Source organism: Bacillota bacterium, assembly GCA_023511835.1.
Taxonomy (GTDB): Bacteria; Bacillota; Sulfobacillia; order JAIMAT01; family JAIMAT01; genus JAIMAT01.
Genome location: JAIMAT010000013.1, coordinates 15,974 through 40,344 on the forward strand (window position 1 = coordinate 15,974; position 24,371 = coordinate 40,344).

At 75.2% G+C, this 24,371-nt stretch carries 22 protein-coding genes; 12 read left to right on the forward strand and 10 right to left on the reverse strand.

Going from position 1 to position 24,371, the window contains the following annotated elements:
* Nucleotides 1-32 precede the first annotated feature (32 nt).
* Complete coding sequence (locus K6U79_03975) at nucleotides 33-593, forward strand: type 1 glutamine amidotransferase (GenBank protein MCL6521515.1); 561 nt, start codon at nucleotides 33-35, stop codon at nucleotides 591-593.
* Between the two features lie 73 nt (nucleotides 594-666).
* On the opposite strand, the gene K6U79_03980 is transcribed toward K6U79_03975, so the two are convergent.
* Genes K6U79_03980 through K6U79_03995 form a run of 4 tightly spaced genes read right to left on the reverse strand, consistent with a single transcriptional unit; the run spans nucleotide 667 to nucleotide 4,888 of the window.
* Entirely contained in the window at nucleotides 667-903 is a 237-nt protein-coding gene (locus K6U79_03980; GenBank protein MCL6521516.1) for a hypothetical protein, read from the reverse strand.
* A 1-nt stretch (nucleotide 904) separates the two neighbouring features.
* Complete coding sequence (locus tag K6U79_03985; GenBank protein MCL6521517.1) at nucleotides 905-2,047, reverse strand: spore germination protein; 1,143 nt, start codon at nucleotides 2,045-2,047, stop codon at nucleotides 905-907.
* Between the two features lie 8 nt (nucleotides 2,048-2,055).
* Entirely contained in the window at nucleotides 2,056-3,288 is a 1,233-nt protein-coding gene (locus tag K6U79_03990) for a Ger(x)C family spore germination protein (GenBank protein MCL6521518.1), read from the reverse strand.
* A 1-nt stretch (nucleotide 3,289) separates the two neighbouring features.
* Complete coding sequence (locus K6U79_03995) at nucleotides 3,290-4,888, reverse strand: spore germination protein (protein MCL6521519.1); 1,599 nt, start codon at nucleotides 4,886-4,888, stop codon at nucleotides 3,290-3,292.
* A 190-nt stretch (nucleotides 4,889-5,078) separates the two neighbouring features.
* Between K6U79_03995 and K6U79_04000 the strand changes: the two genes are divergently transcribed.
* From K6U79_04000 to K6U79_04010, 3 genes are all read left to right on the forward strand, one after another.
* Entirely contained in the window at nucleotides 5,079-5,567 is a 489-nt protein-coding gene (locus K6U79_04000) for a hypothetical protein (protein ID MCL6521520.1), read from the forward strand.
* A gap of 153 nt (nucleotides 5,568-5,720) precedes the next feature.
* Entirely contained in the window at nucleotides 5,721-7,652 is a 1,932-nt protein-coding gene (locus tag K6U79_04005) for a methyl-accepting chemotaxis protein (protein ID MCL6521521.1), read from the forward strand.
* A gap of 204 nt (nucleotides 7,653-7,856) precedes the next feature.
* Entirely contained in the window at nucleotides 7,857-8,414 is a 558-nt protein-coding gene (locus K6U79_04010; GenBank protein ID MCL6521522.1) for a hypothetical protein, read from the forward strand.
* Between the two features lie 30 nt (nucleotides 8,415-8,444).
* Here K6U79_04010 and K6U79_04015 read toward each other — a convergent pair whose 3' ends face one another.
* Genes K6U79_04015 through K6U79_04025 form a run of 3 tightly spaced genes read right to left on the reverse strand, consistent with a single transcriptional unit; the run spans nucleotide 8,445 to nucleotide 11,328 of the window.
* Entirely contained in the window at nucleotides 8,445-9,359 is a 915-nt protein-coding gene (locus K6U79_04015) for an SPFH/Band 7/PHB domain protein (protein MCL6521523.1), read from the reverse strand.
* A gap of 42 nt (nucleotides 9,360-9,401) precedes the next feature.
* Nucleotides 9,402-10,835 (reverse strand): ATP-dependent Clp protease proteolytic subunit, encoded by a 1,434-nt coding sequence (locus tag K6U79_04020; protein MCL6521524.1) that lies wholly within the window; start codon nucleotides 10,833-10,835, stop codon nucleotides 9,402-9,404.
* Nucleotide 10,836: 1 nt separating this feature from the next.
* Nucleotides 10,837-11,328, reverse strand: coding sequence for a carbonic anhydrase (locus K6U79_04025; protein ID MCL6521525.1), 492 nt, complete (start codon nucleotides 11,326-11,328; stop codon nucleotides 10,837-10,839).
* A gap of 486 nt (nucleotides 11,329-11,814) precedes the next feature.
* Between K6U79_04025 and pdxS the strand changes: the two genes are divergently transcribed.
* The 6 genes from pdxS (at nucleotide 11,815) to K6U79_04055 (ending at nucleotide 18,226) form a co-directional block, all read left to right on the forward strand.
* A complete protein-coding gene (gene pdxS / locus K6U79_04030) occupies nucleotides 11,815-12,735 on the forward strand; it encodes a pyridoxal 5'-phosphate synthase lyase subunit PdxS (protein MCL6521526.1) in 921 nt (306 codons plus the stop codon).
* Nucleotides 12,736-12,737: 2 nt separating this feature from the next.
* The gene (gene pdxT / locus K6U79_04035; protein ID MCL6521527.1) at nucleotides 12,738-13,352 is read left to right on the forward strand and encodes a pyridoxal 5'-phosphate synthase glutaminase subunit PdxT; all 615 of its coding nucleotides are present in this window, start codon (nucleotides 12,738-12,740) and stop codon (nucleotides 13,350-13,352) included.
* A gap of 38 nt (nucleotides 13,353-13,390) precedes the next feature.
* Nucleotides 13,391-13,981 (forward strand): CvpA family protein, encoded by a 591-nt coding sequence (locus K6U79_04040; protein ID MCL6521528.1) that lies wholly within the window; start codon nucleotides 13,391-13,393, stop codon nucleotides 13,979-13,981.
* An 81-nt stretch (nucleotides 13,982-14,062) separates the two neighbouring features.
* Nucleotides 14,063-15,385, forward strand: a complete 1,323-nt coding sequence (locus K6U79_04045) for an amidohydrolase family protein (protein MCL6521529.1) — start codon at nucleotides 14,063-14,065, stop codon at nucleotides 15,383-15,385.
* Nucleotides 15,382-16,827: an anion permease gene (locus tag K6U79_04050; protein MCL6521530.1), complete on the forward strand. Its 1,446-nt coding sequence runs from the start codon at nucleotides 15,382-15,384 to the stop codon at nucleotides 16,825-16,827. The genes K6U79_04045 and K6U79_04050 overlap by 4 nt, the downstream gene beginning before the upstream one ends.
* A gap of 70 nt (nucleotides 16,828-16,897) precedes the next feature.
* Nucleotides 16,898-18,226: an MFS transporter gene (locus tag K6U79_04055; protein MCL6521531.1), complete on the forward strand. Its 1,329-nt coding sequence runs from the start codon at nucleotides 16,898-16,900 to the stop codon at nucleotides 18,224-18,226.
* A gap of 19 nt (nucleotides 18,227-18,245) precedes the next feature.
* Here K6U79_04055 and K6U79_04060 read toward each other — a convergent pair whose 3' ends face one another.
* The 3 genes from K6U79_04060 to K6U79_04070 all read right to left on the reverse strand — a co-directional run bounded on the left by K6U79_04060 (nucleotide 18,246) and on the right by K6U79_04070 (nucleotide 22,264).
* The gene (locus tag K6U79_04060) at nucleotides 18,246-21,401 is read right to left on the reverse strand and encodes a DNA polymerase III subunit alpha (protein MCL6521532.1); all 3,156 of its coding nucleotides are present in this window, start codon (nucleotides 21,399-21,401) and stop codon (nucleotides 18,246-18,248) included.
* Nucleotides 21,402-21,509: 108 nt separating this feature from the next.
* On the reverse strand, nucleotides 21,510-21,749 hold the full coding sequence (locus K6U79_04065; protein ID MCL6521533.1) for a DUF6504 family protein: 240 nt from the start codon (nucleotides 21,747-21,749) through the stop codon (nucleotides 21,510-21,512).
* 5 nt (nucleotides 21,750-21,754) lie between these two features.
* The gene (locus K6U79_04070) at nucleotides 21,755-22,264 is read right to left on the reverse strand and encodes a hypothetical protein (GenBank protein ID MCL6521534.1); all 510 of its coding nucleotides are present in this window, start codon (nucleotides 22,262-22,264) and stop codon (nucleotides 21,755-21,757) included.
* 204 nt (nucleotides 22,265-22,468) lie between these two features.
* On the opposite strand from K6U79_04070, the gene K6U79_04075 reads away from it, so the two are divergent.
* Together K6U79_04075 and K6U79_04080 are read left to right on the forward strand one after the other, a co-directional pair.
* A complete protein-coding gene (locus K6U79_04075; protein MCL6521535.1) occupies nucleotides 22,469-23,386 on the forward strand; it encodes a helix-turn-helix domain-containing protein in 918 nt (305 codons plus the stop codon).
* Entirely contained in the window at nucleotides 23,371-24,192 is an 822-nt protein-coding gene (locus tag K6U79_04080) for a DUF72 domain-containing protein (GenBank protein ID MCL6521536.1), read from the forward strand. Before K6U79_04075 ends, K6U79_04080 begins: the two co-directional genes overlap by 16 nt.
* Nucleotides 24,193-24,371 lie beyond the last annotated feature (179 nt).

Here is a 24,371-nt window from a genome sequence, read left to right on the forward strand (position 1 = left end):
CCGGGCTAACATAGGGCGCGGGAGGGATGCGCATGGGCAGGCTCGACGGTCAGAGGATCGCCCTGCTGGTGGGGCCGGGCTTCGAGGACTCTGAGGCGCTTTACCCGTACTACCGCCTCCAGGAAGAGGGCGCGCGCGTCGAGGTGGTGGGCGTCGGGCGCGCGGGCGAGGTGGTCACGGGCAAGCACGGCGTCCCGCTGGCCATCGACCGCCCGGTGGACGAGGCCAGGGCGGAGGCGTACGACGGCCTGGTCCTCCCCGGCGGGCACGGCCCCGACGCCATCCGCACCCACCCGGGGGTGCTCCGCTTCACGCGCGAGTTCTTCGACGCCGGCAAGCCGGTGGCCGGCATCTGCCACGGCCCCCAGATCCTGATCAGCGCCGACCTGGTCCGCGGCGTCCGCCTGACCGGCTATCGGAGCATCGCCCAGGACCTGAGGAACGCGGGCGCCGAGTACGAGGACCGGGAGACGGTGGTGGACGAGCGCAGGCGGCTGGTGACGGCGCGCCAGCCCTCCGACCTGCCGGCCTGGCTGCCGGCGGTGATCGAGCAATTCGCCGCACGGACGGTCGCCGGCCAGCCCGCCCGCTGAACGACCGGCCGGCTTCCGTCTCGCGCCCCGGCCAGCCCCGGCCGGGGCGCCCGCTTCCACGTTTCCCGGGGAATCACCACCACCAGCGTTGCCCCGGGAGCGGCTCCAGCCAGCGCTCCGCCCAGCGCAGGTAGGCCGGCGGCGTCCAGTCGAGCAGCGTGGGGAGCCGGATTCCCAGCGAGACGGCCGCTCCCAGGAGGAGCGCCAGGCTCCAGAGCGCCCAGAAGCAGCGGCGCTCTGCGGCCGGCCAGCGCCGCGGCCCCGGCCACTCCCAGGCGACGAGGAAAAACATGGCCAGCGCGAAGAGCACGCTACTTCCCCCTCTCCGGGCGGCCGTCCGGGGGGGCGCCGGCCGTGACGGCAGTCTTCCGGGACCGCCTCCGCTCCCGGAGCAGGCCTCCCGCCAGGACCGCGGCGGGCAGGAGGACGAGCCCCGCGGAGACGGCGGGCCAGACTGTGAAGAGCCAATCCTGGAACTCCACGTTGGAGCGGAACTCGACGACGGCCAGGACGCCGGTCAGGGCGGCGGCGGGCAGCGTCGCCGGCCGCGGCTGGCGGAGGTCGAAAAGGTCGGCCAGCGCCAGGACGAAGGCGAGGAAGACGAGCCCGAGCTTGGCCAGGCCCAGGGCGAGCCAGACGGCCACCGCCAGGGCGTCCAGATGGGTGAGGAACTCCGCCAGCGCGATCAACCGCGCCGCCTCGAAGACCGGCTGGGGGAACGAGGCCGCCAGCGGGCCGAAGAGGGCCACCGTGACGGCCGCGGTGAGGGCCAGAAGGAGGGCGCCCGCCCCCAGGCCGGCCAGCGCCGCCCCGTAGGCGGCGCGGCGGCCGCCGCGGAACGGGAGGACGTAGGCCAGGACGAAGGACTTGACATAGAACGAGGCGGGCGACACCGCCCCGGCCAGAAGCGGCCTCCAGCCGTGGCCGAAGAGGGGCAGCAGGTACTCCGGGTGCAGGTCGCGGGCCGAGCCCAGGAGGAGGAGCAGCAGCAGACAGAGCCCGCCGCCGACGAGAAGCTGGGCCCAGCGGGCCATCGTCTCCAGGCCCTGCCGGGCGGCCACCACCGGCGCCCAGAGGACCAGCGCCACCACCGCGGGAAGCGGCGTCCGGGGGAGGTTCTCGGCCTGGACGGCGTCGGCCACCTCGCGCGTCACGATCGCGGCCAGAAGGCCGAAGAGCAGGGCGGCCGCGGCGGTGGCGAGACGGCCGCCCAGGGGCCCCAGCTCGGCCGCGGCCTGCTCGCCGAAGGTGGCCCCCGGACTGCGGCGGTCGAGCGCCCCCAGCGCGGCGAGCGGCAGGAGGCCGGCGGGCAGGCCCAGGAGGGCCGCCGCCCACCCGTCCTGCCCGTCCACCCGCGCCAGGATCCGGGGCAGCGTCAGGATGGCCGTGGGGGCGACCACGGCCAAGGCGAGGAAGGCCACCTGGATCTCGTCGACTCCCCAGTCCTCGCGCACGCCACTCCTCACCCTCCGGGCGCGGGGCGGCCACGGCCCGGGGGCAGGCTGCCCACCAGCCTGCCGGGGGAGCGGATGTCGGCCTCCACCCGCACATCGACCGGCAACGAGCGCAGCCCGGCGGGCCAGCCGCGCGCCAGGCCGCCGGCCCAGAGCCCCGGCTGTTGGCCGGCCAGGAGATGGCCGAAGTCCCAGACGTCCGCACCCATGCGCCGCGTGGCCGCCAGAGCGGCCAAAGTACGGTGCCGCACCTCCGCGGCCAGCGCGGTGGAAAGCCGTTCCAGCGAGTCGGGCCGGTCCAACGGGAGTTCTAGCCCGGAGGCCGCCTCCAGGCTGTCGTCGACGTCGATCCGCAGGCGGATCAGCGCCTGTCCCCCGCTTCGCACGGCCCGGCTCCGGACGCCCAGCCGCTCGATGCGCAGCGTCACCGGCTGGCCGCCGTAGGCGAGGGTCACCGGGCTCCCGACGCCCTGCCCGGAGAGCCAGAGGGCGCCCTGCGCCAGGGGGGCGTCGAGCCAGCCGACTAGGCGGTCGCCCGAGAAGACGCCGGCGCCGTCCAGCACGGGCTGGGCGGCCGCCGCCACCGTCGGCGTCCCGCCCTGCGACGGGGAGGGGCGGGGGAGCCCCGGGCGGGCGACGTCTACGGCGGGCGCGAGGAAGCCCCGACCGGCCTCGCGCAGGCGGATAGCCGCCTCAAAGGCGTAGAGGCGCGGCACCCGCCCCTTCCGCAGCTCCTGGTAGAGCGTCTCGGCGGGGATGTCGCGGTAGGGCGGCGCCAGCGAGAGGAGGGGCGCGGCCGTGCCACGGGCGACCAGCAGGTCGGTCCGCAGGCGACTCTCGCGGTTCCGCACCAGGAAGTCCACCACCCCCGCGACGCCGCGCCGTGCCAGCGCCTCTCCCACCACCACCAGGCGCGTCTGCCCCCAGAAGAGACGGCCTGCCGCCTGCAGGTCCAGACGCCCGGCCGCCTCGGCCAGCGTCCGGCCTTCGGCGGAGAGGAGGGCGACGCTGGGCCGACCGCCTCCGGAGCCGCCGCCATCGCCCCCCGGTGTAGCCAGCGACTGCGGCAGGACGATCTGCACCGCCAGCCGGTATCCGTTCGGCGCCGCGTCCACGGCGGCCGCCGCCACGAAGGCGCGGTCGATGATCTCCACCCGGTCCCAGCAGCCGGCGGCCAGGGGTAGGAGCGCCAGGAGCGCGCCGGCGAGGAGCGCCTCCCGGCTCCGGCCCGCGAGGCGCATCTCAGCGGGGGCTCCCGGCGGTGCCCGCCGCGGCCGGCGGCTCGGGCCGCTGGCCCGGCGGCACGGCCACGGGCTCGCCCGGCTCCAGCAGCGCCGGGCGGCGGCGCGGCCACCAGTGCGGCAGACGGAGAAGCGTATCCGCCAGCGCCGCGCGCTTGAGCGGCACCAGGGGGGCCAGGTAGGGCACGCCGAGGGAACGGAGACCGCTGAGGTGGGCCAGGATCACGGCCAGGCCGACGAGGAGCCCGGGCAGCCCGAAGAGCGCGGCCAGGAGCATCAGCCCGAAGCGGAGCAGTCGGACGCCGGCGGCCATCTCCCAGCTGGGCAGGGCGAAGTTGGCGATGGCCGTGACGGAGACCACCACCACGATGGGCCAGCTGACTAGGCCCGAGGAGACGACGGCCTGGCCGATGACCAGCGCGCCCACCACCGAGAGGCTGGTGCTCAGCTTGGGCGGGAGGTGCGTGCCCGCCTCGCGCAGCGTCTCGAAGGCCAACTCCATCAGGAAGGCTTCGATGACCGCCGGGAAGGGCACGTTCAGCCTCGTCCGCGCCAGGTAGAGGGCCAGCACACCCGGCAGCATCTCCGGGTGGAAGGCGATGACCGCGATGTAGAAGGCAGGGAAGACCAGGGCGAGGAGCGTCATGCCGAAGCGCAGGAGCCGGAGGAACGAAGCGATCCAAAAGGACGTGTAGTAGTCGTCCGCCGCCTGCAGGAAGCTCCAGAACGTGGCCGGCAGGATCAGCGCCTCGGGCGAGCCGTCGACCAGGACCGCCAGCCGCCCCTCGTCCAGCGCTGCGGCCACGGTGTCCGGCCGCTCGGTGACCAGCGCGGTGGGGAAGAGGCTGAGCGGCGCGTCCGTCACCAGCTCCTCGACATAGCGGGCGTCCGGCACCTGGGAGAGGCGGATGGAACGCAGGCGGCGCCGCATCTCGTTGACCAGCGCGTCGTCGGAAAGCCCCTGGATCCAGACGAGACAGGCGTCGCTGGCCCGGAGGCCGCCCAGCTTGAGGCGCTCCACGCGCAGACGCGGGTCGTGGACGCGGCGCCGGACCAGGGCGATGTCGTCCTTCAGGTCCTCGACGAACGCCTCCCGCGAGCCGCGGACGGCGGTCTCCTTCTGCGGTTCGCCGACGGGGCGCCGGGCGTGACCCTGCGCCGCCAGCGCGAGCGCGGCTGGGCGGCCCGGCAGGAGCACCAGCACCCGCCCTTCGCCCAGGGCGCGAACCGCCTCCTCCACGCTCCGCGCCGGCCTGGCGTCGGCCGCGTTCCCGCCCGGGCGCCGGGCCGAGATGGCGCCGTAGATCGCCTGATCCAGAAGGCGGCTGTCCACCAGCGAGGAGAACCAGAGGAGACGCCCCTCGCCCCACCCGGGCAGGAGGATCGCCCGCTCGACGAAGTCGGCCGCCCCGGCGCCGCCCAGGAGCGTGCCCAGCAGCAGGGCGTCGGCCTCCGGTCGCCCGCTCAAGGGGCGGTGCCGGCTGAGCTCCCAGAGAAGGGCGACCTCCAGGGAGAGGGCGCGGTGCGCCAAGTCGCTCAACTGGTGCAGCCGGACGATCTCCGCGCGCGGAGCCGTCCTCGCTCCGCCTGCCAGGGACAAGGGGTCTCCACCTCGCCGCCCCTCACTCTCCCACGCGCCCGCCGCCCCTATGCGGCCGCCCCGGCACCTGCGGCCGCCGTGCGCGCGGGGGGCGACCCGGAAGGTGGAGCGTGGGCGGGCTCGAATCGGTACAGCACTTCACCGTCCGCCAGCGGGAGCGGCGCGGACGAGAGCACGGGAGGTGCCGCCGGTGCGGGGTATGGCACGGAAGGAGACGGGCGGGCTGCTGCCGGCCGCGGCGCTGGCGGCACTGCTGACGCTGGCCGCCGCGTGCGGGGGTGGGGGAGGCGGCGGGAGCGCGCCGGCCGCCACCCAGGGGGGCGCGCAGCCGGGAGCGGCGGCCGCGGCCCAGGCGGGCTCTTCCAGCCAGACCTTCACGGGGCCGCAGCAGCCGGCTGCAGGGCCGGCGGTCCACATCCTCGAGCCCTTCGCCGGCTCGACCGTCACCTCGCCCTTCACGGTCCGCCTCGCCGTCGACCAGTTCCGGCCCGGCGCCGGCCAGGACGGCTTCGTCGTCGTCCAGCTGGACGGGAAGACGGTGGCGACCACGGACCAGCTGCAGGTGACCGTGACCGCCTCGCCGGGCAGCCACGCCCTCACCGCCATGCTTGTCGATCCCCAGAAGAAGCCGCTCTCGGGGGCGGCGGCGCTGGTCAACGAGGCCGTCACGGTCAAGTAGACGGACGGGCGGCTCCCGCCCGCCCCTGCTAAACGCCCGCCTGCCGCGAGGCGATGGAGCGGGTGAGGGGTGAGCGCCGTGGCGGGCAAGGAGCCGGCCGCCGGAGGGGCCGCTTGGGGCGGCGGGACCGGCGGGCGCCGGTTTCGCTGGACGATGAGAGCCAAGCTGCTGGCAGCCTTCCTGGCGGTGGACCTGCTGGTCCTGCTGGTGGGGGGGATGGCGGCGGGCGGCCTCGGCGCTGAGTCGTCCGCTTACTCCCTGCTTGCGGAGCGGGCGCAGCGCGTGGAGCTGGCCGCCTGGCAGCTCAACCAGGCCGAGACGGACGCCGAGCGAGCCGTGGCCATGTACCTGCTGACGGACGATCCCAGCTATCAGTCGGCTTTCGAGACGGCGGTCAGCCAGTCGGAGAGCGCCGCCCGCCAGATGCGCGACCTGGCCACCACGGCCGGCGAGCTGCGCCAGCTGGACGAGCTGGAGAAGATGCGGAGCGCCTACCACGCCGAGGCGGGACGGCTCTTCCAGGCGGGTACGGCCGGGCAGCGGGGCGACACGCTGGCCATGATCGGCCAGACGTCCACCCTGCACTCGCTGCGGGTGGTCGTCAGCCAGGGGGCCGACGCCCTGGTGGGGGCCGCCACGCAGGAGGCCCAACGGCTGGAGGGCTTGGCCGAGGCGACGGCGCGACGGACGGTGCTGGCCACGCTGGCCGTGACGGCGGCGGCCATGCTGGTCGCCCTGGGGGCCGCCCTCTGGCTCTCGCGGCTCTTCTCCGCCCCCCTGCGGCGACTGGCCGAGGCCGCGGGTCGGGTCGGCCGCGGCGAACTGGAGCTGGAAGCCGACCTGGGGAAGATCGGCGGCAACGACGAGACGGGCGACTTGGCGCGGGGCTTCGCCCGCATGGTCGAGCGCCTCGGCGCGCTCCTGGGCGGGGTGCGGAGCGGAGCGGAGCGACTGGCGGCGACGGCCCGTGTACTGCTCGGAGCCGCCGACGAGACCGCCCGCGCGGCGGGGGCGATCGGCCAGGCGCTGACGCGGGTGGCGACCACGGCCGGCCGTCAGGCGGAGGCGGTAGAGAGGGCCGCGCGGGCGGTGGCCCAGCTGCGGGAGGCCATCGATCAGATCGCCCTGGGTGCGGAGCGGCAGGCGACACAGGTGGGCGAGGCCTCGCAGACCCTGGAGGCGCTCGGGCAGGCGCTGGCGGCGGTGGCGGAGAGCGGAGGGGAGGCGCTGGCCAGCTCGCGACGGGCCACCGCCTCGGGTCGGGAGGGCGGCGAGGCGGTGGCGGCGACGCTGGGCGACTTGGCGCGCGTGCGCGAGCTTTCCGCGGCAGCCACCGCCGCCGTGCGCGAACTGGGCGAGCGCTCCGAGGAAGTGGGGCGGATCGTGGAGACCGTGGCCGGGCTGGCCGAACAGACGAAGCTCCTGGCGCTCAACGCGGCCATCGAGGCGGCCCGCGCTGGCGAGCACGGGCGCGGCTTCGCGGTCGTCGCCCAGGAGGTGCGGGCGCTGGCTCAGCGCTCCGCGGAGGCGACGCGGGAGATCGCCGAGCTGCTGGGGCGCATGGCCAGCGGAGTGCAGGCGACCTCCGGGGCCATCGCCCAAGTGGACGAGCGGCTCGAACGGGGGGCGGCGGGGGTCGACCGGGCGCAGGCCGCCCTGGAGGCGATCCTCGGGGCCATCCACGAGACCGACGCCGCCATCCGCTCCATCGCCGAGCGCAGCGAGGCGGCCCGGCGCCGTGCCGGCGAACTGGGCGCCGTGATGGAGGGGCTCGCGGCCACCGCAGAGGAGAACGCCTCGGCCGCCGAGGAGATGGCGGCGGGAGCCGCCGAGGTGGGCCACGTGATGGCGGCGCTGATCGCCGACAGTCAGGCTACGGCCGCCGCGGCCGAGGAGGCGGAGGCGGCGGTGGAGGAGCTGGGGGCTTCCAGCCGGGAGCTGCGGCAGACGGGGGCCGACCTGGCGCGGATGAGCGAGGCGCTGGAGGGGCAGCTGGGGCGCTTCCGCCTGGAATCCGGTCGGGGGCCGGAGCCGGCCGGCGGCCCGCCGCCGGCGCCCGCCCCGGCGGCGGCCGAGCCCGCCTGAAGTCTCTCGGTCCGCGCCGTCCCGCCGTCCCCGGCAGGCTTCCTCGCGCCCGCGGGGGCGAGGGGGGAGCCCAGCGAAAATCGCCCGGAGGTGTGATGCCACCGCCCACCGGCGTGGGATCTACGCGGCGCCCGCGGCGGGCTACCCTCGGAACGGGAAGAGGGCCGGGCGGGCGTCTGCGCGCCGGCCCGGCGGGCGCCGGGGGTGAAGGCCGTGCAAATGGCGGCTCTCTGGCCGTGGGCGACCGGGCCGGGCGGGGACGGGGCGGGCAGTCTGGCTCCCGCGGTGGCGGCGGGCGTGGTGGTGACGTTCCTGGCGTGGGCGACGGGGCGGCTCCTGGAGCGCTCCGACGCCTCCTTCCACCAGCGCGAGCTGCGTCGCGTGGAGTCGCTGCTGGGCCAGGAACTGGTGGTGGAGCACCGCTGGGTGACCTGGAGCTACGATGGCCTCGACGAGGAGGGGCGCGCCCTCTACCGCCAGGTGCCGCGCCGCCAACAGTTCACCGGGCGGCTGCTGGCGGTGGAGATCGAGCGCTCCGACGGGCCCGGGAGCGCCGGGGGCGAGGGCGGGCCGTACGGGCAGCGGCTGATCCTGCGCTTCGAGACCGGCGAAGGCGAGCGGACCGTCCGGGTGGAGGGCTTCGGCGGCGTGGAGGCAGGGGAGAAGAGCCTGGCCGTCCTGCAGAGCGGGGACGAGCCCTTCCTGCTCCTCCTCCGCCGGGTGCATCCGTTCTCCGGGACGCCGGCCGCGGGGCGCGGCTGAGCCCGGCGGGGGCCGGCCGCCGGGCTCGCCCTAGGACCCGCGCGGGCCGTCCGCCCCGGCCGGTCCCGCTTCGGCAGCCGTCCCGCCCGCCGGACGGCTCCGTGCCAGCAGCGGTTCCAGAAGACGCGTGAACTCCATGGGAATGACGAACTTGGTGCCCGGACCCTGGGCCATGCCGCGCAGGACGTCCAGGTACTCCAGCGTCATGGTGTTGGCGTCCACGGAGCGGGCCACGCCGTAGATGGCCTCCAGCGCCGTGGCCAGCCCCTCGGCGGCCAGGATCTGCGCCTGCTTCGATCCTTCGGCGCGCAGGATGGCCGCCTGCTTCTCGCCCTCCGCCACCGTCACCGCCGCCTGCTTCTGGCCCTCGGCCTCGGTGATCATGGCGCGGCGTGCCCGTTCGGCGGACATCTGCCGGACCATGGCCTCCTGGACGTCGGCGGGCGGCGTGATCTCGCGGATCTCCACCCGCGTCACCTTCACACCCCAGCCCTCGGTCACCTCGTCCAGCTTCTCGGCCAGCGTCTGGTTGATGTAGTCCCGCCGCGCCAGGACGTCGTCCAGGGTGAGGTCGCCGACCACCGCGCGCAGGTTGGTGGTGGCCAACCCCGTGACGGCGCTGGAGAAGTCGGTGATGCGGACCACCGAGCTGACGGGATCCTCCACCCGCGAGTAGACCAGGAAGTCGATGCCGATGGGCGCGTTGTCCTTGGTGATGGAGGTCTGCTTGGGGATCTCCAGGAAACGCTCGCGCAGGTCGACGGCCATCGGCCGGTCGACGACGGGGATGAGCAGGACCAGCCCCGGACCCCGGTGGCCGATGCACTTCCCCAGGCGGAAGACGACGAGCCGCTGGTACTCCGGCACGATGTGGACGGTGGCGCGCGCCACCGCGACCACCAGCACGAGGAAGATGAGCAGCAGGATCAGGCTGCCGACCGGCACGGACCCCACCCGCCTTCCGGCCGTTCTCACGGATCTCCCTGCTCATTCGCCGTCCGCGCGCTGCGGGCCTGCCGGGCGCACCACCAGCGTCAGGCCGCGCACCGCCACCACCTCCACCTCGCTGCCGGGGGGGAGCGCGCCGGGCGCGGCTTCCTGCCCCGCGGGAGGCGGCGCCAGGACCGCCCGCCAGTCGCTGCCGCCGGCCCGCACCAGGCCGGCCGGCCGCTCGCCGGGCGCCCGCACCGGCTCCAGGACGCGCCCGCGGAGGCCGACAAGCCCGCCGGCACCCAGCGCCAGCGCCGGCCGCCGGCTTCGCCGGACCAGCCAGCCGACGCCGAGGCTGGCCGCCAGCGAGAGGAGCACCAGGCCCCCCACCAGCAGCGGGGCCGGGGAGGGGGCGGGGAGACCGGGGACGCCCGTCGACGGGAAGAGAAAGAGCGAGCCCAGGGCGAAGGCCAGCGCCCCGGCCGCGCTCACGAAGCCGTGCGCCTGCACCTTCAGGCCGACCAGAAAGAGCGCCAGACCAGCCAGGACCAGAAGCACGCCGACGGCGCTGGCGCTGAGCAGCTCCAGCCCGAGGAGGCCGAGGATGGCCGCGATGCCGCCGAGCACACCGCCGGCCAGGTTGGGATGGGCGAACTCCGAGACGAGGCCCCAGAAGCCCAGTGAGAGCAGGAGGAGCGACAGGTTGGGATCGGCCAGGACCTCGGCGGCCTGCGTCCACCAGGGCACGGGGATGAGGCGGACGGAGGCCCCGGCCAGGTCGAGGCGGACGCGCCGCTCGCCCTCCGCCGAGGCGACCACGACCTCGCGGCCGTCGAGTTGGCGGAGCAGCTTCTCCAGGGAGGGCGCCACGGCGTCGACCACGTGCTGGCGGAGCGCCTCCTGGGCGGGCAGGGAGGCGGCGCTGCGAACCGCCTCGGCCGCCCAGGCGGCGTTTCGCCCGTTGCGCTCGGCCCAGGCGGTGATCATGGCCACCGCGTCGGAGGTGACCTTGGCCGCCTCCGTGGGGCTGAGCTGGCTGCCGCCGGCGCCCACCGGGCTGGCCGCGCCGATCTCGGTGCCGGGCGCCATGGCCGCGATGTGGGCGGCGTAGGCCAGGAAGGTTCCGGCCGAGGCGGCGCGGGCGCCGGAGGGGTAGACGTAGACCACCACGGGCACGCTGCTGGCGAGCATGGCCTGGGCGATCTGGCGCATGCTCTCCATGCCGCCGCCGGGCGTGTCCAGCTCCAGCACGAAGGCGGCCGCTCCGTCGCGCTCGGCCTGGCGGATGCGCGCCGTCACCAGGGCGGCGCTGACCGGCTCGACGGCGCCCCGGAAGGCGAGCACCTCCACCAGCGGCCGGGAGTCCGCCGCCCGGCTGCCGGCGGGCGCAACGGCGCTCGCCAGCAACACCCCCAGCAGGAGGGCGGCCAGGCGACGCCCCCGGCGGGGGCGGCGGGCCGCCGGGCGAGACGGGCGGGCGCCGCCGTCCACCTCAGACCACCCGGCGCAGGCGGCCGCTGTCGACGTCGTAGACGAGGCCGTAGACTTCTTCCTTGTAGGGAAGAAAGGGGCTGGCCTGGATGCGCGCCACCGACTGGCGCAGGTCCGCCTCGAGATCCGCGAAGGCGTCGAAGGCGAAGGGCGGCCGGATGCCCACCTCGGCCTCGATCTGCCGGCGCAGGTCGTCGTCGCGGAGGGCGAGCATGCCGCAGCCGGTGTGGTGGATGAGGAGCACCACGCGCGTCCCCAGCAGCCGCTGCGAGACGACCAGGGAGCGGATCACGTCGTCGGTGACGACGCCGCCGGCGTTGCGGAGGATGTGCGCGTCGCCCGGGCGCAGGCCGAGCATGGCTTCCACGTCGAGGCGGGCGTCCATGCAGGTGACCACGGCCAGCCGCCGGGCCGGCGGGGCGGCCAGCCCGCCGTGCTCGAACCGCTCGGCGTAGCGCCGGTTGGCCTCCAGGATCGCCTCGAGCTCCTCCATGTCTCTCACCTCCCGCGGGAGCCGGCGTGCCCCGCCGGTCCCCGCGCCACGGTTCCATTCCGCGGGTCGGGCGCGCTTCCTGCGCGCCGGTAGCGGGGGCCGCCCGCCTGCCGTTGACGGCGGAGGCCGCCGCTCCTATGCTCGAGGCAAATCTGCTGAGCCTTCGGGGCAGGGTGAGGGGGCCGGCCGGACCGGCGCCCGATTCCCGATCGGTGGTGATGCCCCCGCAGGCCTCCCCGGCAGCGGTTCAGCCGCGGCCGGAGGCGGGCGGGGGACGAGCCCATCCGCCTCAACGCGTGATCCGGTGCGAATCCGGGGCCGACCGTACAGTCGGAGTGGGCGAAGGCGTCCGAGCTTCCGGAGGGGGCTTTGGACCCGCTCCGGTCCCCCGAACGCAAGCGATCCGCCGCCGCTCCGCCCCGGGCCTCCGGCCCGGGGTTCGCGCGCCGCCCGCGCCCTGTCCCGGCTCGCTCGGGAGGGAGCCCCATGGGGGTCGAGGAGGCCCGGCCGGAGGCCGGCGGGCAGAAGAGCCAGGGCACGCCGCTGCTGAAGCGCGGCCTGGCGGAGATGCTGAAGGGCGGCGTCATCATGGACGTCACCACGCCCGAGCAGGCGCGCATCGCCCAGGAGGCGGGCGCGGTGGCCGTGATGGCGCTGGAGCGCGTGCCCGCCGACATCCGCGCGGCCGGCGGAGTGGCGCGCATGGCGGATCCGGCCAGGATCAAGGCGATCATGGAGGCGGTCTCCATCCCCGTCATGGCCAAGGTCCGCATCGGCCACTTCGCCGAGGCGCAGATCCTGGAGGCTCTGGGTGTCGACTACATCGACGAGAGCGAGGTGCTCACCCCCGCCGACGAAGAGTTCCACATCGACAAGGAGCGCTTCCGCGTCCCCTTCGTCTGCGGCGCCCGCGACCTGGGCGAGGCGCTGCGCCGGATCGCCGAGGGAGCGGCCATGATCCGGACCAAGGGCGAGCCGGGGACGGGCAACGTCGTCGAGGCGGTGCGCCACCTGCGCCGCGTCAACGCCCAGATCCGGCGCCTGGTCCAGCTCCCCGAGGAGGAGCTGGTACGCGAGGCGCGCGAGCTGGGCGCGCCGCTGGAGCTGGTGCGCGAGACCCGCGAGCGGGGCCGCCTGCCGGTGGTCAACTTCGCGGCGGGCGGCGTCGCCACACCCGCCGACGCGGCGCTCCTGATGCAGCTGGGCGCCGACGGCATCTTCGTCGGCTCGGGCATCTTCAAGTCGGCCGACCCCGCCCGGCGGGCCCGCGCCATCGTCCTGGCCACCACCCACTACGACGATCCGCAGGTGCTGGCGGAGGTCTCGCAGGAGCTGGGCGAGGCCATGCCGGGCATCGACACCGCCGCCCTGGAGCCCGCGCAGCGGATGCAGGAGCGGGGGATCTAGGCGTGGAGGAGAGGCTCTCGCGGCCGCCGGTGGGAGTGCTGGACCTCCAGGGCGACGTCCGCGAACACGTGCGGGCGCTGGAGCAGGCGGGCGCCGAGGTGCGCCGCGTCAAGCGCCCGGAGCAGCTGGCGGGCCTCCGCGGACTGGTCCTGCCGGGAGGCGAGAGCACCACGCTGCGCCGCTTCCTCGCCCAGGACGGCTGGGAGGGGGCGCTGCGCGCGGCCGCCGGAGCGGGGATGGGCCTCCTGGGCACCTGCGCCGGCGCCATCCTCATGGCCGAGGAGGTGGAGGGGGAGGAAGCGGGACCGCTGGCGGTCCTCCCCGTCGCGGTGCGGCGGAATGCCTACGGGCGGCAGGTGGACTCCTTCGTGGCGCGCCTGGAGCCGGCCGAGCTGGCGCCAGAGCTGGCCGGCTCGCCGCCGACGCCGCTGGAGGCGGTCTTCATCCGCGCCCCGCGCTTCGTCCGGCTGCGCCCGGGCGAGGTGCAGGTGCTGGCCCGCTGGCAGGGGGAGCCGGTCCTGGTGCGGCGGGGACGCTGGCTGGCGGCCACCTTCCATCCGGAGCTGACGGAGGACTTGCGCGTCCACCGCCTCTGGCTCGAGCTGCTCTCGGCCTGAGCGCCGGACGGAGGTAGGATGGCCCCGGGGGTGGCGGGATGACGGCGGGCGGCCTCGTCGATCTGGTCGTCCTGCTCTTTCTCGTGCTGCAGGCGGCCTCCGGTCTCCAGGCCGGCTTCCTGCTGGCCGCCTCCGGGCTGGCCGGCCGGCTCCTGGGACTCTACCTGGCCTGGAGGCTGGCGCCGGTCCTGGCCGGCGGCGGTGCCGGCCAGTCGGCGGCCGCGCGCCTGGCGGCCTGGCTGGAGAGCCAGCTGGGCGGACTGGTGGCGGCCCAGGCGGGGCAGGCCGCCCGCTTCCTCGTCTGGATCTTCGCCTTCGCCCTGGTGCTGGTCGTGGTGGAGCTGGTGGTGGAGGTGGTCGGCCGCCTCCTGCACGGGACGGTGGGGCGGCTGCCGGGCTTCTCCCTGCTGGACCGGGTGGGCGGCGCGGCGCTCCAGCTGGCGGGCGCCGCGGTGATGGTGGCGGTCCTGGCCGACCTGGCGCTGCAGGCGGCCGGCCCGCTCCACCTCGCCGGCCTGTCGGCGGCGCTGCGCCACTCGCAGGTGGTGCAGGTGCTGGCCCCCCTCGGCCACAGCCTCCTCTCCCTCGGCCCGCAGCAGGCGCTGGATGCCTTCCGCCTTCTCCCCTGAGCCGCTGAGCCGCCCCTGAGCCGCGCGCGGGAAGGGGAGGGCGACCTCGCCGGCTAAGCCCTCCTGGCGGGAGGGATGTTCTTGTCGTCCGAGGCCGGGAAGGTGGTCATCCGCGGCGGGCGTCTCGTCGACACGCGCGCCGGCAGGGTGCTCGAGGGCTGGGGAGTGGTGCTGGACGCCGCCAGCGGGCGGATCGAGGCGGCGGGACCGCTGGCTGCGCTCCGCTACCCGGAGGGCGCGCAGGTCCTGGAGGCGGGCGAGGCCACGCTCCTCCCGGGGCTGATCGACGCCCACGTCCACCTGACCGCCACCGCGGAGGCCGGGCCGGCGGCGCTCCTGGCCGAGATGCGGCGGAGCGTGCCCCAGCTGACGCTCCTGGCGGCCGAGAACGCGCGGAAGACGGTGGAAGCAGGCTTCACCACCGTCCGCGACGCCGGCGACGCGGCCGGCGTGGTGGTCCACGCCATCCGGGACGCCGTCGAGGAGGGCCGTCTTCCGGGGCCGAGGATCCGCTCCTCAGGCTACCCCCTCTCCATCACCGGCGGGCACGGCGACATCGCCAACGGCTGGCCGGAGGACGTGCTCTTTCTGCGACGGCGCGTGGCCGACGGCGTCGACGAGGTGCGGAGGGCGGCGCGCGAGGAGCTCCGGCGCGGCGCGGACCAGTTGAAGCTGATGGCCTCCGGCGGCGTCATGTCCGAGGGCGACAGCCCGCGGGCGCGGGGCTTCACGGAGGAGGAGATGCGCGCCGCGGTGGAGGAGGCGCACAACGTGGGCAAGCCGGTGATGGCGCACGCCCAGGCCACTGGCGGCATCCGCAACGCCCTCCGCGCCGGCGTCGACTCGGTGGAGCACGGCTTCTTCTTCGACGACGAGTGCGTCGAACTGTTGCAGGCGCGGGGCGCCTGGCTGGTGCCCACGCTGGTGGCGGTCCGCCGGATCCTGGAGCACGGCGAGCGGGGCGGCATCCCCGCCGCCAACGTGGCCAAGGCGCGCCTGGGGGCCGAGGCGCACCTGGAGAGCTTCCGCCGCGTCCGCGAGGCGGGCGGGCGCATCGCGTTGGGCACCGACGCCGGCACGCCCTTCAACCCGAACGGTGCCAACGCCGCGGAGCTCGGCCTCATGGTGGAGGCCGGGATGACGCCCATGGAGGCGCTGGTGGCGGCGACGCGCAGCGGCGCGGAGCTGCTCGGGGTGGAGGCGGGCATTCTGGAGCCGGGGCGGTGGGCGGACGTGCTGGTGGTGCGCGGCGACCCGCTGGCCGACATCCGCCTTCTGGAAGATCGCTCCAACATCCTGGCGGTCTTCAAGGCCGGGCGGCCGGTCTTCCTGCGCGACGTGGAGCTCCGGCCGGCCGGGGCGCCGGGCGGCGGGCCGCAGGTGGCGGCCGGCCGGGGGGCGTGAGATCCGCGCGCGCGCGGGCGCGGCCGGCCGAGGGCACGGGCCGCGCCCTGGCCAGCCTGCTGGCGGCGCTCCTGGTCGGGCTGGCGGTGGCGGCCTGGCCCGGCCTGCCGGGTGGCGCCGGCAGGCCGGCGCTGGCGGTGGCCGCCGGGGCGGTCCTCCTCTGGACCGCCCTGCCCGTGCCGCTGCCGGTGGCGGCGCTGCTGGTGGTGGTGGCGCTGGTCCTGAGCGGCGCCGCCCAGCCGGCGTTGGCCTTCAGCGGCTTCGCCTCCGAGGCGACCATCCTGCTCATCGGCGGCATGCTGATGGCGCGCGGCGTGGAGCTCTCCGGCCTGGCGCGGCGGGTGGCGCTGGGGCTGGCCTGGCGGACGGGCGCATGGCGCGGCGGCACCCTATGGGGGCTGCTTCTCCTCCCCCAGGTGCTGGCCTGGGGCGTGCCCGCCAACGCGGTCCGCTCCCAGCTGATGCTGCCCGTGGTGGAGGCGATGCTCGAACGCGGGCGGGAGACGGGCGCCCCGCCCGAGGCCGAGCGGGCCTGGCGGCGCCAGTGGATGCTGGCGCTCGCCTTCGGCGGCAACGTCTCCAACACAGGGCTGCTGCCGGCCGCGGTGGGCAACATCCTGACCGTCGCCGTCCTGGCACGGACGGCAGGACTCCACGTGGGCTATTTCACCTGGCTGGGGGGCGCCTGGCCGGTCTGGCTGGGCGGCATGCTGGCGGCGATTCCCGCCATCCGCCGCGCGGCTCCAGCCCCCGAGCCGCCAAGCGACTTCCGGCGGCGCTTGCAGGCGGAGGTCGAGGCGCTGGGCCCGCTGGCGCCGGAAGAGCGGCGCGCGGCCGCCTGGGTGCTGCTGGCCGTCCTCCTCTGGGCGACGGGAAGCCAGACGGGTATCCCCCTCTCCGTCAGCGCCCTCCTGGCCGGCGTGGCCATGGCTCTGCCCGGCGTCGGCGTGGGTCCGTGGCGGGAGATCGCCCGCATCGACTGGGGGACGGTGGTGACCGTCGCCGGAACCATCGGGCTGGGTAACGCCCTGACCGACACGGGCGCCGCCGCCTGGGTCGCCCGCGGTCTGGCCGGCGGTCCCCTCTCGGCCGTCCTGGACCGCCAGGGGTGGGACGTGCTGACGGTCGCCCTCCTCACCCACCTGCTCCACTTGGTGCTGAGCAACGTCTCCAGCGAGGTGGTGGTGCTGGCGCCGCTGGTCGTCTCGCTGGCGCGTGCTCACGGCGCGGACCCCCTGGCCTGGGGGATGGCGCTGGCGCTGGCCGCCGACAACGGCTACTTCCTGGCCGTCCAGACCGTCTCCAACATGGTCGCCGTCACCCAGGGCGGTCTCCTCCAGAAAGAGATGTGGCGTCCCGGCCTCTGGCTGACGGCGGCCAACGTCCTGCTGGTGGTCGCCGCCGCTCTGCTCTGGTGGCCGCGCCTGGGGATCGGCCGCTGAGCGCGGACGCGCGCAGGAGTCCCTCCCGACCGGGCGAATCCAACGGAAACGCTACAGGGAGGGGCGAAAAATGTCGGAACTCGCGGCATCGGTGCAGCGCAAGCGGATGCTGCGCATCATCCCCTACGTCTTCCTCCTGTACATCGTCGCCTACCTGGACCGGGTCAACGTGGGCTTCGCGGCGCTGGAGATGAACAAGGCGCTGGGCTTCGACCCGGCCGTCTTCGGCCTGGGCTCCGGCATCTTCTTCTTCGGGTATTTCATCCTGGAGATCCCGTCCACGGTGATGGTGGAGCGCTGGAGCGCGCGGCGCTGGATCGCCCGGATCCTGGTCACCTGGGGGGTCGTCGCCATCCTGATGGCCTTCATCCGGACGCCCTGGCAGTTCTACCTGGTCCGCTTCGTCCTGGGTCTGGCGGAGGCGGGCTTCTTCCCGGGGATCATCCTCTACCTGACGCACTGGTTCCGCCAGGAAGAGCAGGCGCGAGCGGTGGCGCTCTTCATGAGCGCGCTCGCCGTCTCCAACATCGTGGGCGCACCCGTCAGCGGCTACATTCTCCAGCATGTCCACTGGCTCGGCCTGGCCGGCTGGCAGTGGGTCTACATCCTGGAAGGGCTGCCCGCCGTGGTTCTCGGGTTCCTGAACATCTGGCTGATGGCCGACCGTCCCGCCGAGGCGCGCTGGCTGACCGACCAGGAGAAGCGCTGGCTTGAGGGCGAGCTGGAGCGCGAGACGGCCGCCGTCCGCCAGCGCCATCAGCTGACGCTCTGGCAGGGTCTCCTGCGCTGGGACACCTGGCGGCTGGCGCTGATCTACTTCTTCTGGATCACCGGCTTCTACGGCTTCGGCATCTGGTTCCCCACGATCCTCAAGCACATCACCACCTCGCAGAACGACCTGCTGGTGGGCCTCCTGACGGCCGCCGCCTACATCCCCGCGCTGGTCGCCATGATCCTGGCGGGCCGGCACTCCGACCGGACGGGCGAGAGGAAGTTCCACCTGTTCACGGCCATCGTCGCGGGGGCGGCAGCGCTGCTGATCAGCGCGCTGGCCGGTGGCCAGGTGGTCCTCGCCTTCGCCTTCTTCACGCTGGCCGCCATCGGCATCTACAGCGCCTTCGGGCCCTTCTGGTCGCTGCCTTCCACCTTTCTCACCGACGACGCCCGCGCGGCGGGCATCGGGCTGGTCAACTCGGTGGGCAACCTGGGCGGCTTCGTCGGCCCCTTCGCGGTGGGTTACCTGAACAAGGCGACCGGCCAGTTCCTGAGCGGCCTCCTCTTTCTCATCGCCAGTCTGCTGGTGGCCGGTCTGCTGGTGTTGACGCTGCGCCGCGAGCCGGAGGCGGCGGCTGCGGCCGCAGCCGCGGGCGGCTGGCCGGGTCGGAGCGAGGGCGCCTGAGCCGGGGGCCGGGCTCGCCTCAACGGGCGGGCAGCCCCCGCTCCCGCGCCGTCCCGGCCGCGGTCCGGGGGGAGAGACCGTCGGCGCGCAGCTCCCCGATCCACTCGGCCACCACGGCGAGGCCCAGGCCGCGTCGCTGGAGACGGCCCACCACCCGCAGGGGGGGCGTCTCCGGGCCGAAGAGCAGGTGCCCGTAGCGCTGGTACGTCCCTTCGAAAACCGTGACGTCGGTCAGCCCGGTCTCGTCCTCCAGCGAGAGAAAGACCACGGTCCTCCCGCTCCGCGTGGGCGGGCGGTGGGGGCGGACCGGCAGGCCGGCCACCCGGACGAGGCGACCATCCGCCACCCGCTCCAGCTCCCGCCGGCTCAGGTAGCCCTCGCGGCGCAGCCGGTCGCGCCAGAGGTGCATGGGGTGCCCCTGCGCGCTCATGCCCAGCACCTGGTACTCGAGGAGGAGCCGCTCCTCCGGCGTGAAGTCGGGGCCGGCCTCGGCCGGCTCGATCGCCAGCGGTTGCTGGACGCCCGCGGGACCCGACGGTCCGGCCGCGGGCGGGAGCCAGGCGAGGAGCGCCCGCCGGTTGGGGTGGAGCGCGTCGAAGGCGCCGGCCAGGATCAGCCGCTCCAGCGTCTCCCGCTCCACCCGGGTGCGCCGCCGGAAGTCGGCGAAGGAGGTGAAGGGGGCCGCCCGGCGGGCCTCCAGGATGGAGCCCAGCTCCGCCTGCCGGATCCCCTTCACCCGGGCGAGGGGGATGCGGATCGCCTCCCGGCCGTCGCGCCCCTCCACCGCGAAGCGCTCGCCGCTCCGGTTGACGTCCAGTCCCAGGAAGCGGACGCCGCGGTTGCGCGCCTCGTTGACCAGCGTCGCCGGCGCGTAGAAGCCCATCGGCTGGTTGTTCAAGAGTGCGGCGAAGAAGTGCGCGGGGTGATGGGCCGAGAGGTAGGCCGTCCAATAGCTGGTGGTGGCGAAGGCGGCGGCGTGCGCCTCGCAGAACCCGTAGCTGGCGTAGCCCTCCAGAGAGGCGAAGACCTGGCGGGCCGTCGCCTCGCCGACGCCCCGGGCGACCGCGCGGCGGACGAACTCCTCGCCCATCGCGCGCATCTCCTGGCGCGAGCGGGCATGCGTCATCAGCCTGCGGAGCCGGTCGGCCTCGCCGGGGGTGAAGCCGGCCAACTCGGTGGCGATGGCGATCACCTGCTCCTGGAAGAGGACGACCCCGTAGGTCTTCTCCAGGATCGGCGCCAGCGCAGGGTGGGGGAAGGTGACCGGCTCCCGCCCCTGCCGCCGGGCGACGTAGGGGTCGACCATGTTCCCCTTGATGGGGCCTGGGCGGATGAGGGCGAGGCTGGCCACCACGTCCTCCAGGCGCTCGGCCCCCAGGCGCGCCTGGAGCGCCCGCTGGGCGGGGCTCTCCAGCTGGAAGACGCCGACGGTCTGCCCCTTTCGGAGGAGCCGGTAGGTGGCCGGGTCGTCCAGGGGCAGCGCTTCGTAGCGGAAGCCCGGGCGCTTCCGCAAGAGGTCCGCGGCGGCGTCCTCCAGCAGGCTGAGCGCCTTGAGCGAGAGGAGGTCGACCTTGACCAGGTTGAGCTCCTCCACGTCGTCGCGGTCGAACTGGGCGATCTGCACCCTCTTGGCCGCCCACTGGAGCGGCGTCACCTCCCGGACAGGCTCGCCGCTGATCACGAGGCCCCCCAGGTGCGTGCCGAGGAAACGGGGGAGGCCGGCCAGGCGGGCGCTGGCCTCCAGGAGGGGCCGGTAGCGCTCCTCCCTCCAGGGACCGCGGCGCAGCTCCGGGAAGCGCTCCAGCGCCTCGGGGATGGCGTCGGCGGGGAGGTGGGGGAGGCTCTTGGCCAGCGCGTCGACCTCCTCCGCCGGATAGCCCAGCACCTTGCCCATGTCGCGCACCGCCGAGCGCGCCTGGTAGGTGACGTAGGTGGCGACCGCGGCCACGTGCTCCTGCCCGTAGCGGGCGATCACCCGCTCAGCCACCCGGTCCCGGTAGCGGGCGTCGAAGTCGAGGTCGATGTCCGGCTTCTCCGCCCGCTCCAGGCTCAGAAAGCGCTCGAAGGGCAGGTTGCGCGCGATGGGGTCGACCTCGGTGAGGCGGAGGCAGTAGGCGAGCGCGCTGGCGCCGGCCGAGCCGCGGCCGGAGTGGCGGATCCCCTCCCGGCGGGCGTCCTCCACCACCTGCCAGGCGGTCAGGAAGTAGTCGGCGTAGCCCAGCCTCTCCACCACCCGGAGCTCCCGCTCCAGCCGCTCGCGGACAGCCGGCGTCAGGCGGCCGTACCGTTCGCGGGCGCCGGCCAGCGCCAGGCGGCGGAGATAGCCGTCGGCGCTCTCGCCTTCGGGCACCGGGAAGCGCGGGTAGCGGCGCCGGGCTGGATCCAGCGCCGGTTGGCAGAGCCGGGCGATCTCCCAGGCGTGCTCCAGCGCCTCCGGCGCCCAGGCGAAGCGGCGGGCCATGACGGCCGGGTCGTGCAGGCTCAGGTCGTCGTTGAGCGGGCGCTCGGGGTGCGCCTCCTCGACGGGGATGCCCAGGCGGACGCAGCTGAGCAGGTCGTGCGTCCGGAAGCCCTCCCGCGTCGCGTAGTGGACGTCGTGGGTGGCCACCAACGGGATGCCGAGGCGCTCGCCCAACTCCTGCAGGTGGCGGTTCAGGAAGCGGTCCCCGGGGAGGAGCGATTCCTGCACCTCGAGGTAGAAGCGCTCCCCCCAGAGCAAGCGGTAACGGCGCGCGGCCTCCAGCGCGCCGGCGAAGTCGCGGCGGAGGAGGCGGCGGGCGATCTCCCCGCGCCGGCAGCCGGAGAGGGCGATCAGCCCCTGGCGATGGGCCTCCAGGTCCTGCCAGCGCACCCGCGGCCGCCCGCGCGGGTGGTTCAGGTGGGCCTCGGAGAGCAGCCGACAGAGGCGGGCGTACCCCGCCGGCCCCGTGGCCAGCAGGGTGAGGTGGTAGCCCCCCTCCAGCGTCACCTCGGCGCCCTGGATCGGCTGGATGCCGGCGGCCCGGGCCGCCCGCGCGAAGCGGACCGCGCCGCTGACGTTGTCGTGGTCGGTGAGCGCCAGCGCGGGCATGCCCAGCTCGGCGGCGCGCCGCACCAGCTCTTCGGGCGAGCTGGCGCCGTCCAGGAAGGAGAAGTAGGAATGGACGTGCAGGTGGACGAACGGCGGGCGGTTCACGGCCGGACTCCCTCTCCTGTCCTTCGCGTTCCTCCGCGGCCGGGGCCGGGTGCTCCGCGGCGACGGCGCGGCCTGGGCGGCGCAGCCGGCCCCCCTCCGCGGGCGCCTTCAGTCGTAGAGCCGGTAGAGGTGCCAGGAAGAGGCGGCCCCGGAGTCGCGATAGATCTCCCAGAGCGCGCCGTCGGCGGTCTGGAGGCGGAAGAAGAGCTTGGGCGGCTCGCCCGCCCACCAGCGCCCGACGTCCCTCCAACGCTCCAGGACGGCCTCCACCGGGTAGCGGCGCCCGCGCCAGAGGAGAAGCCTCGGCCGGCCGGAGGGCGTGCAGAGGACGCGCAGGGGACGGCCCACGCCGCTCACTCCCCGTCCCGGCCGCCGCCGCGGAGCGGATCGTAGAAGGCGAGCATCCTCTCCCGCCGGGCGGCGGAGCCCGTCCCGGCCGAGGCACCTCCCCGCAGGACGGCCAGCGGGTAGCGGCGGTTGACCTCCCGGAGCGCCGCCTCCAGGCGGTGCTCGCGGTCGGCGTGGCGGCCTCCCGTCAGGTCGAGTTGGGCGAAGGCCAGCGGCATCAGGCGCGCGGCCCGGAGCGCGAGGTGCTCCGCCGGACCGGGCAGCGGCCACGTCTCAAGGAGCCGGGCGACCGCGGAGGGCAGGCCGGCCGGCGGCGCCTGGAGCGGGAGGAGGGTGGAACGCGTCCGCTCCCGCCCCGCGGCGCGGAGACGGACCTGCACCTCCTGCCAGGCCAGGCCGCGCTCCTCGAGCTCCCTGGCGAGCCGTTCGGCCAGCTGGCGGGCGAGGGCCACCAGCCGTTCGCGCGAGTCGACCTCCTCCAGCGCGAGCGATTCCACCAGCGATTCATCCGGCACGGTTTCCACCTTCCCCGGAAGAGTGTTCCCACTTCGTGAACGGAAAAAGGCGTGCGAGGCCCGGTGCGGATCCGGAGGCCTTGTTGAGATTGCAAGACCGGGTGCGCCCAGTGTACACTCGAAGTGAACAGCCGTCAACGGCGGAGGGCGGAGGCGCCGCGGGGCCCGCGGCGGGCGGCCGGGCCGCTCCGGGGAGGCCGGAGGATGGGGAAGAGGGCGGAGAAGGGGACGGCGGAGAAGGAGAGACGGGGGCGGCAGCCCGGGACGGGCAGCGCGGCGCTGGGCGGCCTCCTGGCTGCCCTGCGCCTCTCGCGGGGCCTCTCGTTGCGCGAGCTGGGGCGGCGGATCGGCAAGGCGGCCTCGACCGTCCAGGCCTGGGAGCAGGGCCGGCGGATGCCCGGGCTCGACGACCTGATGGTCCTCGCCCACGAGCTCGGATACGAGCTGGAGGAGCTGGTCCGTCTGGCCGCCGCGCCCCGCCGGCAGCTGAGGCAGGAGCTGGCCGCCACCCGAAGGGAGCTGCGGCGGCTGGAGCCGGGAGGGCGTCCGGGCGTCGCGGAGGGGGAGCCGTCGCGGCGGCGGCTGGAGCTGGAGCGGCGCCGGGCCTTCCTGGAGCGCCTCCTGGCCGCCAGCGAGGCGGCGGGAGGCGAGCGGGACGGCGCCGGCGCGGCACTCCCCGAACTGGCGCGCCTCGGCGCGCTTCCCGCGCGCCGCCTGCCCGTGGCGGGCGAGATCGCGGCGGGCCGGCCGCGCTTCGCCCTGGAGGAGGCGGGCGACTTCGTCGACGTCCCTCCGGGGATGGCGGCCGCCTATGCGCTCCGGGTGGTGGGCGACAGCATGGTAGGGGCGGGCATCGATCCGGGCGACGTGGTGCTGGTGCGGAGCGAGGAGGCCGCGGAGCCCGGTGCGGTGGTGGTGGCGCTGCTGGGCGGGCAGGAGGTGACCGTCAAGCACTTGGTCCGCGTGGGTGAGCGGTACTTCCTGCGCGCCAACAACCCGGCGCGCGACTACGCGGACATCCCCCTGGGACCGGAGGACCGCCTGCTGGGGGTCGTGGAGGGCGTCCTGAAGCGCCCGGGGCCGCCTCCGAAGGAGGGGCGGGCGCGATGGGCGAGATCCTGATCGGCACCTCGGGGTACAGCTACAAGGACTGGATCGGCCCCTTCTACCCGCCCGGCCTGCCGGAGCGGAGGATGCTGGAGTTCTACGCCCGGCGCTTCCCCTTCACCGAGGTGAACGCCACCTACTACCGGTTGCCCGCGGCCCGGACCTTCGAGAGCATGGCACGCCGCGTGCCGCCCGGCTTCCTCTTCGCGGTCAAGGGCTACCGCGGGCTGACCCACGAGCGGAGCGAGGCTTCGGAGCGCGAGGCGCGTCTCTTCCGTGAGGCGCTGGAGCCGCTGCGGGCCGGGGGGCGCCTGGGGGCGGTCCTCCTCCAGTTCCCCTACGCCTTCCGCAACCGGGAGGAGGAACGCGCCTGGCTCGGCCGCCTCCGCCGCTGGCTGGACGGGCTGCCCCTGGTGGCGGAGTTCCGGCACGAGGGATGGTTCCGGCCGGCGACCTACGCCTGGCTCCGGGAGCTGGGCGTGGGCCTGGTCTGCGTCGACGCGCCGAGGCTGCCCGGGCTTCCTCCGCCCGTGGCCGAGCGGACCGCCCCCGTCGCCTACGTCCGCTTCCACGGGCGGAACGCCTCGCGCTGGTGGAGCCACGAGGAGGCCTACGAGCGGTACGACTACCTCTACCGGACGGCCGAGCTGGAGGAGTGGGTGCCGCGGTTGCGCGCGCTGGCCGCCGGGGAGGGTCGCCTCTTGGTCGCCTTCAACAACCACTACCAGGGCCAGGCGGTGGTCAACGCGCGCATGCTCGCCCGTCTGCTGGGCGTGGAGCCGGCAGGCGAGGGGCCGCCGGAGGGCGAACCGCCTCGCTGAGATCGCTTCGCGGCGGGCGGGAGGTGGGGGGAGCATGGCGGTGAGGGAGGCGCCGGCGGCCCGGGGGAGGACTTCCCCCTCCTGGCTGGCCGAGCTGGAGCGGGAGCTTCCGCGGGAGCGGCTCTTGGCGGAGCCGGGGGAGCTGGCGGTCTACGGCTACGACGCGACGGGGGAGGCGG

Coding starts and splice junctions, on each gene's coding strand:
- K6U79_03990 (MCL6521518.1), bottom strand. CDS start 3,288: ATGCGCCTCGCGGGCCGGAGCCGGGAGGCGCTCCTCGCCGGCGCGCTC.
- K6U79_03975 (MCL6521515.1), top strand. CDS start 33: ATGGGCAGGCTCGACGGTCAGAGGATCGCCCTGCTGGTGGGGCCGGGC.
- K6U79_04040 (MCL6521528.1), top strand. CDS start 13,391: ATGACGGCGGGCGGCCTCGTCGATCTGGTCGTCCTGCTCTTTCTCGTG.
- pdxS (MCL6521526.1), top strand. CDS start 11,815: ATGGGGGTCGAGGAGGCCCGGCCGGAGGCCGGCGGGCAGAAGAGCCAG.
- K6U79_04005 (MCL6521521.1), top strand. CDS start 5,721: ATGAGAGCCAAGCTGCTGGCAGCCTTCCTGGCGGTGGACCTGCTGGTC.
- K6U79_04075 (MCL6521535.1), top strand. CDS start 22,469: ATGGGGAAGAGGGCGGAGAAGGGGACGGCGGAGAAGGAGAGACGGGGG.
- K6U79_04025 (MCL6521525.1), bottom strand. CDS start 11,328: ATGGAGGAGCTCGAGGCGATCCTGGAGGCCAACCGGCGCTACGCCGAG.
- K6U79_04055 (MCL6521531.1), top strand. CDS start 16,898: ATGTCGGAACTCGCGGCATCGGTGCAGCGCAAGCGGATGCTGCGCATC.
- K6U79_04080 (MCL6521536.1), top strand. CDS start 23,371: ATGGGCGAGATCCTGATCGGCACCTCGGGGTACAGCTACAAGGACTGG.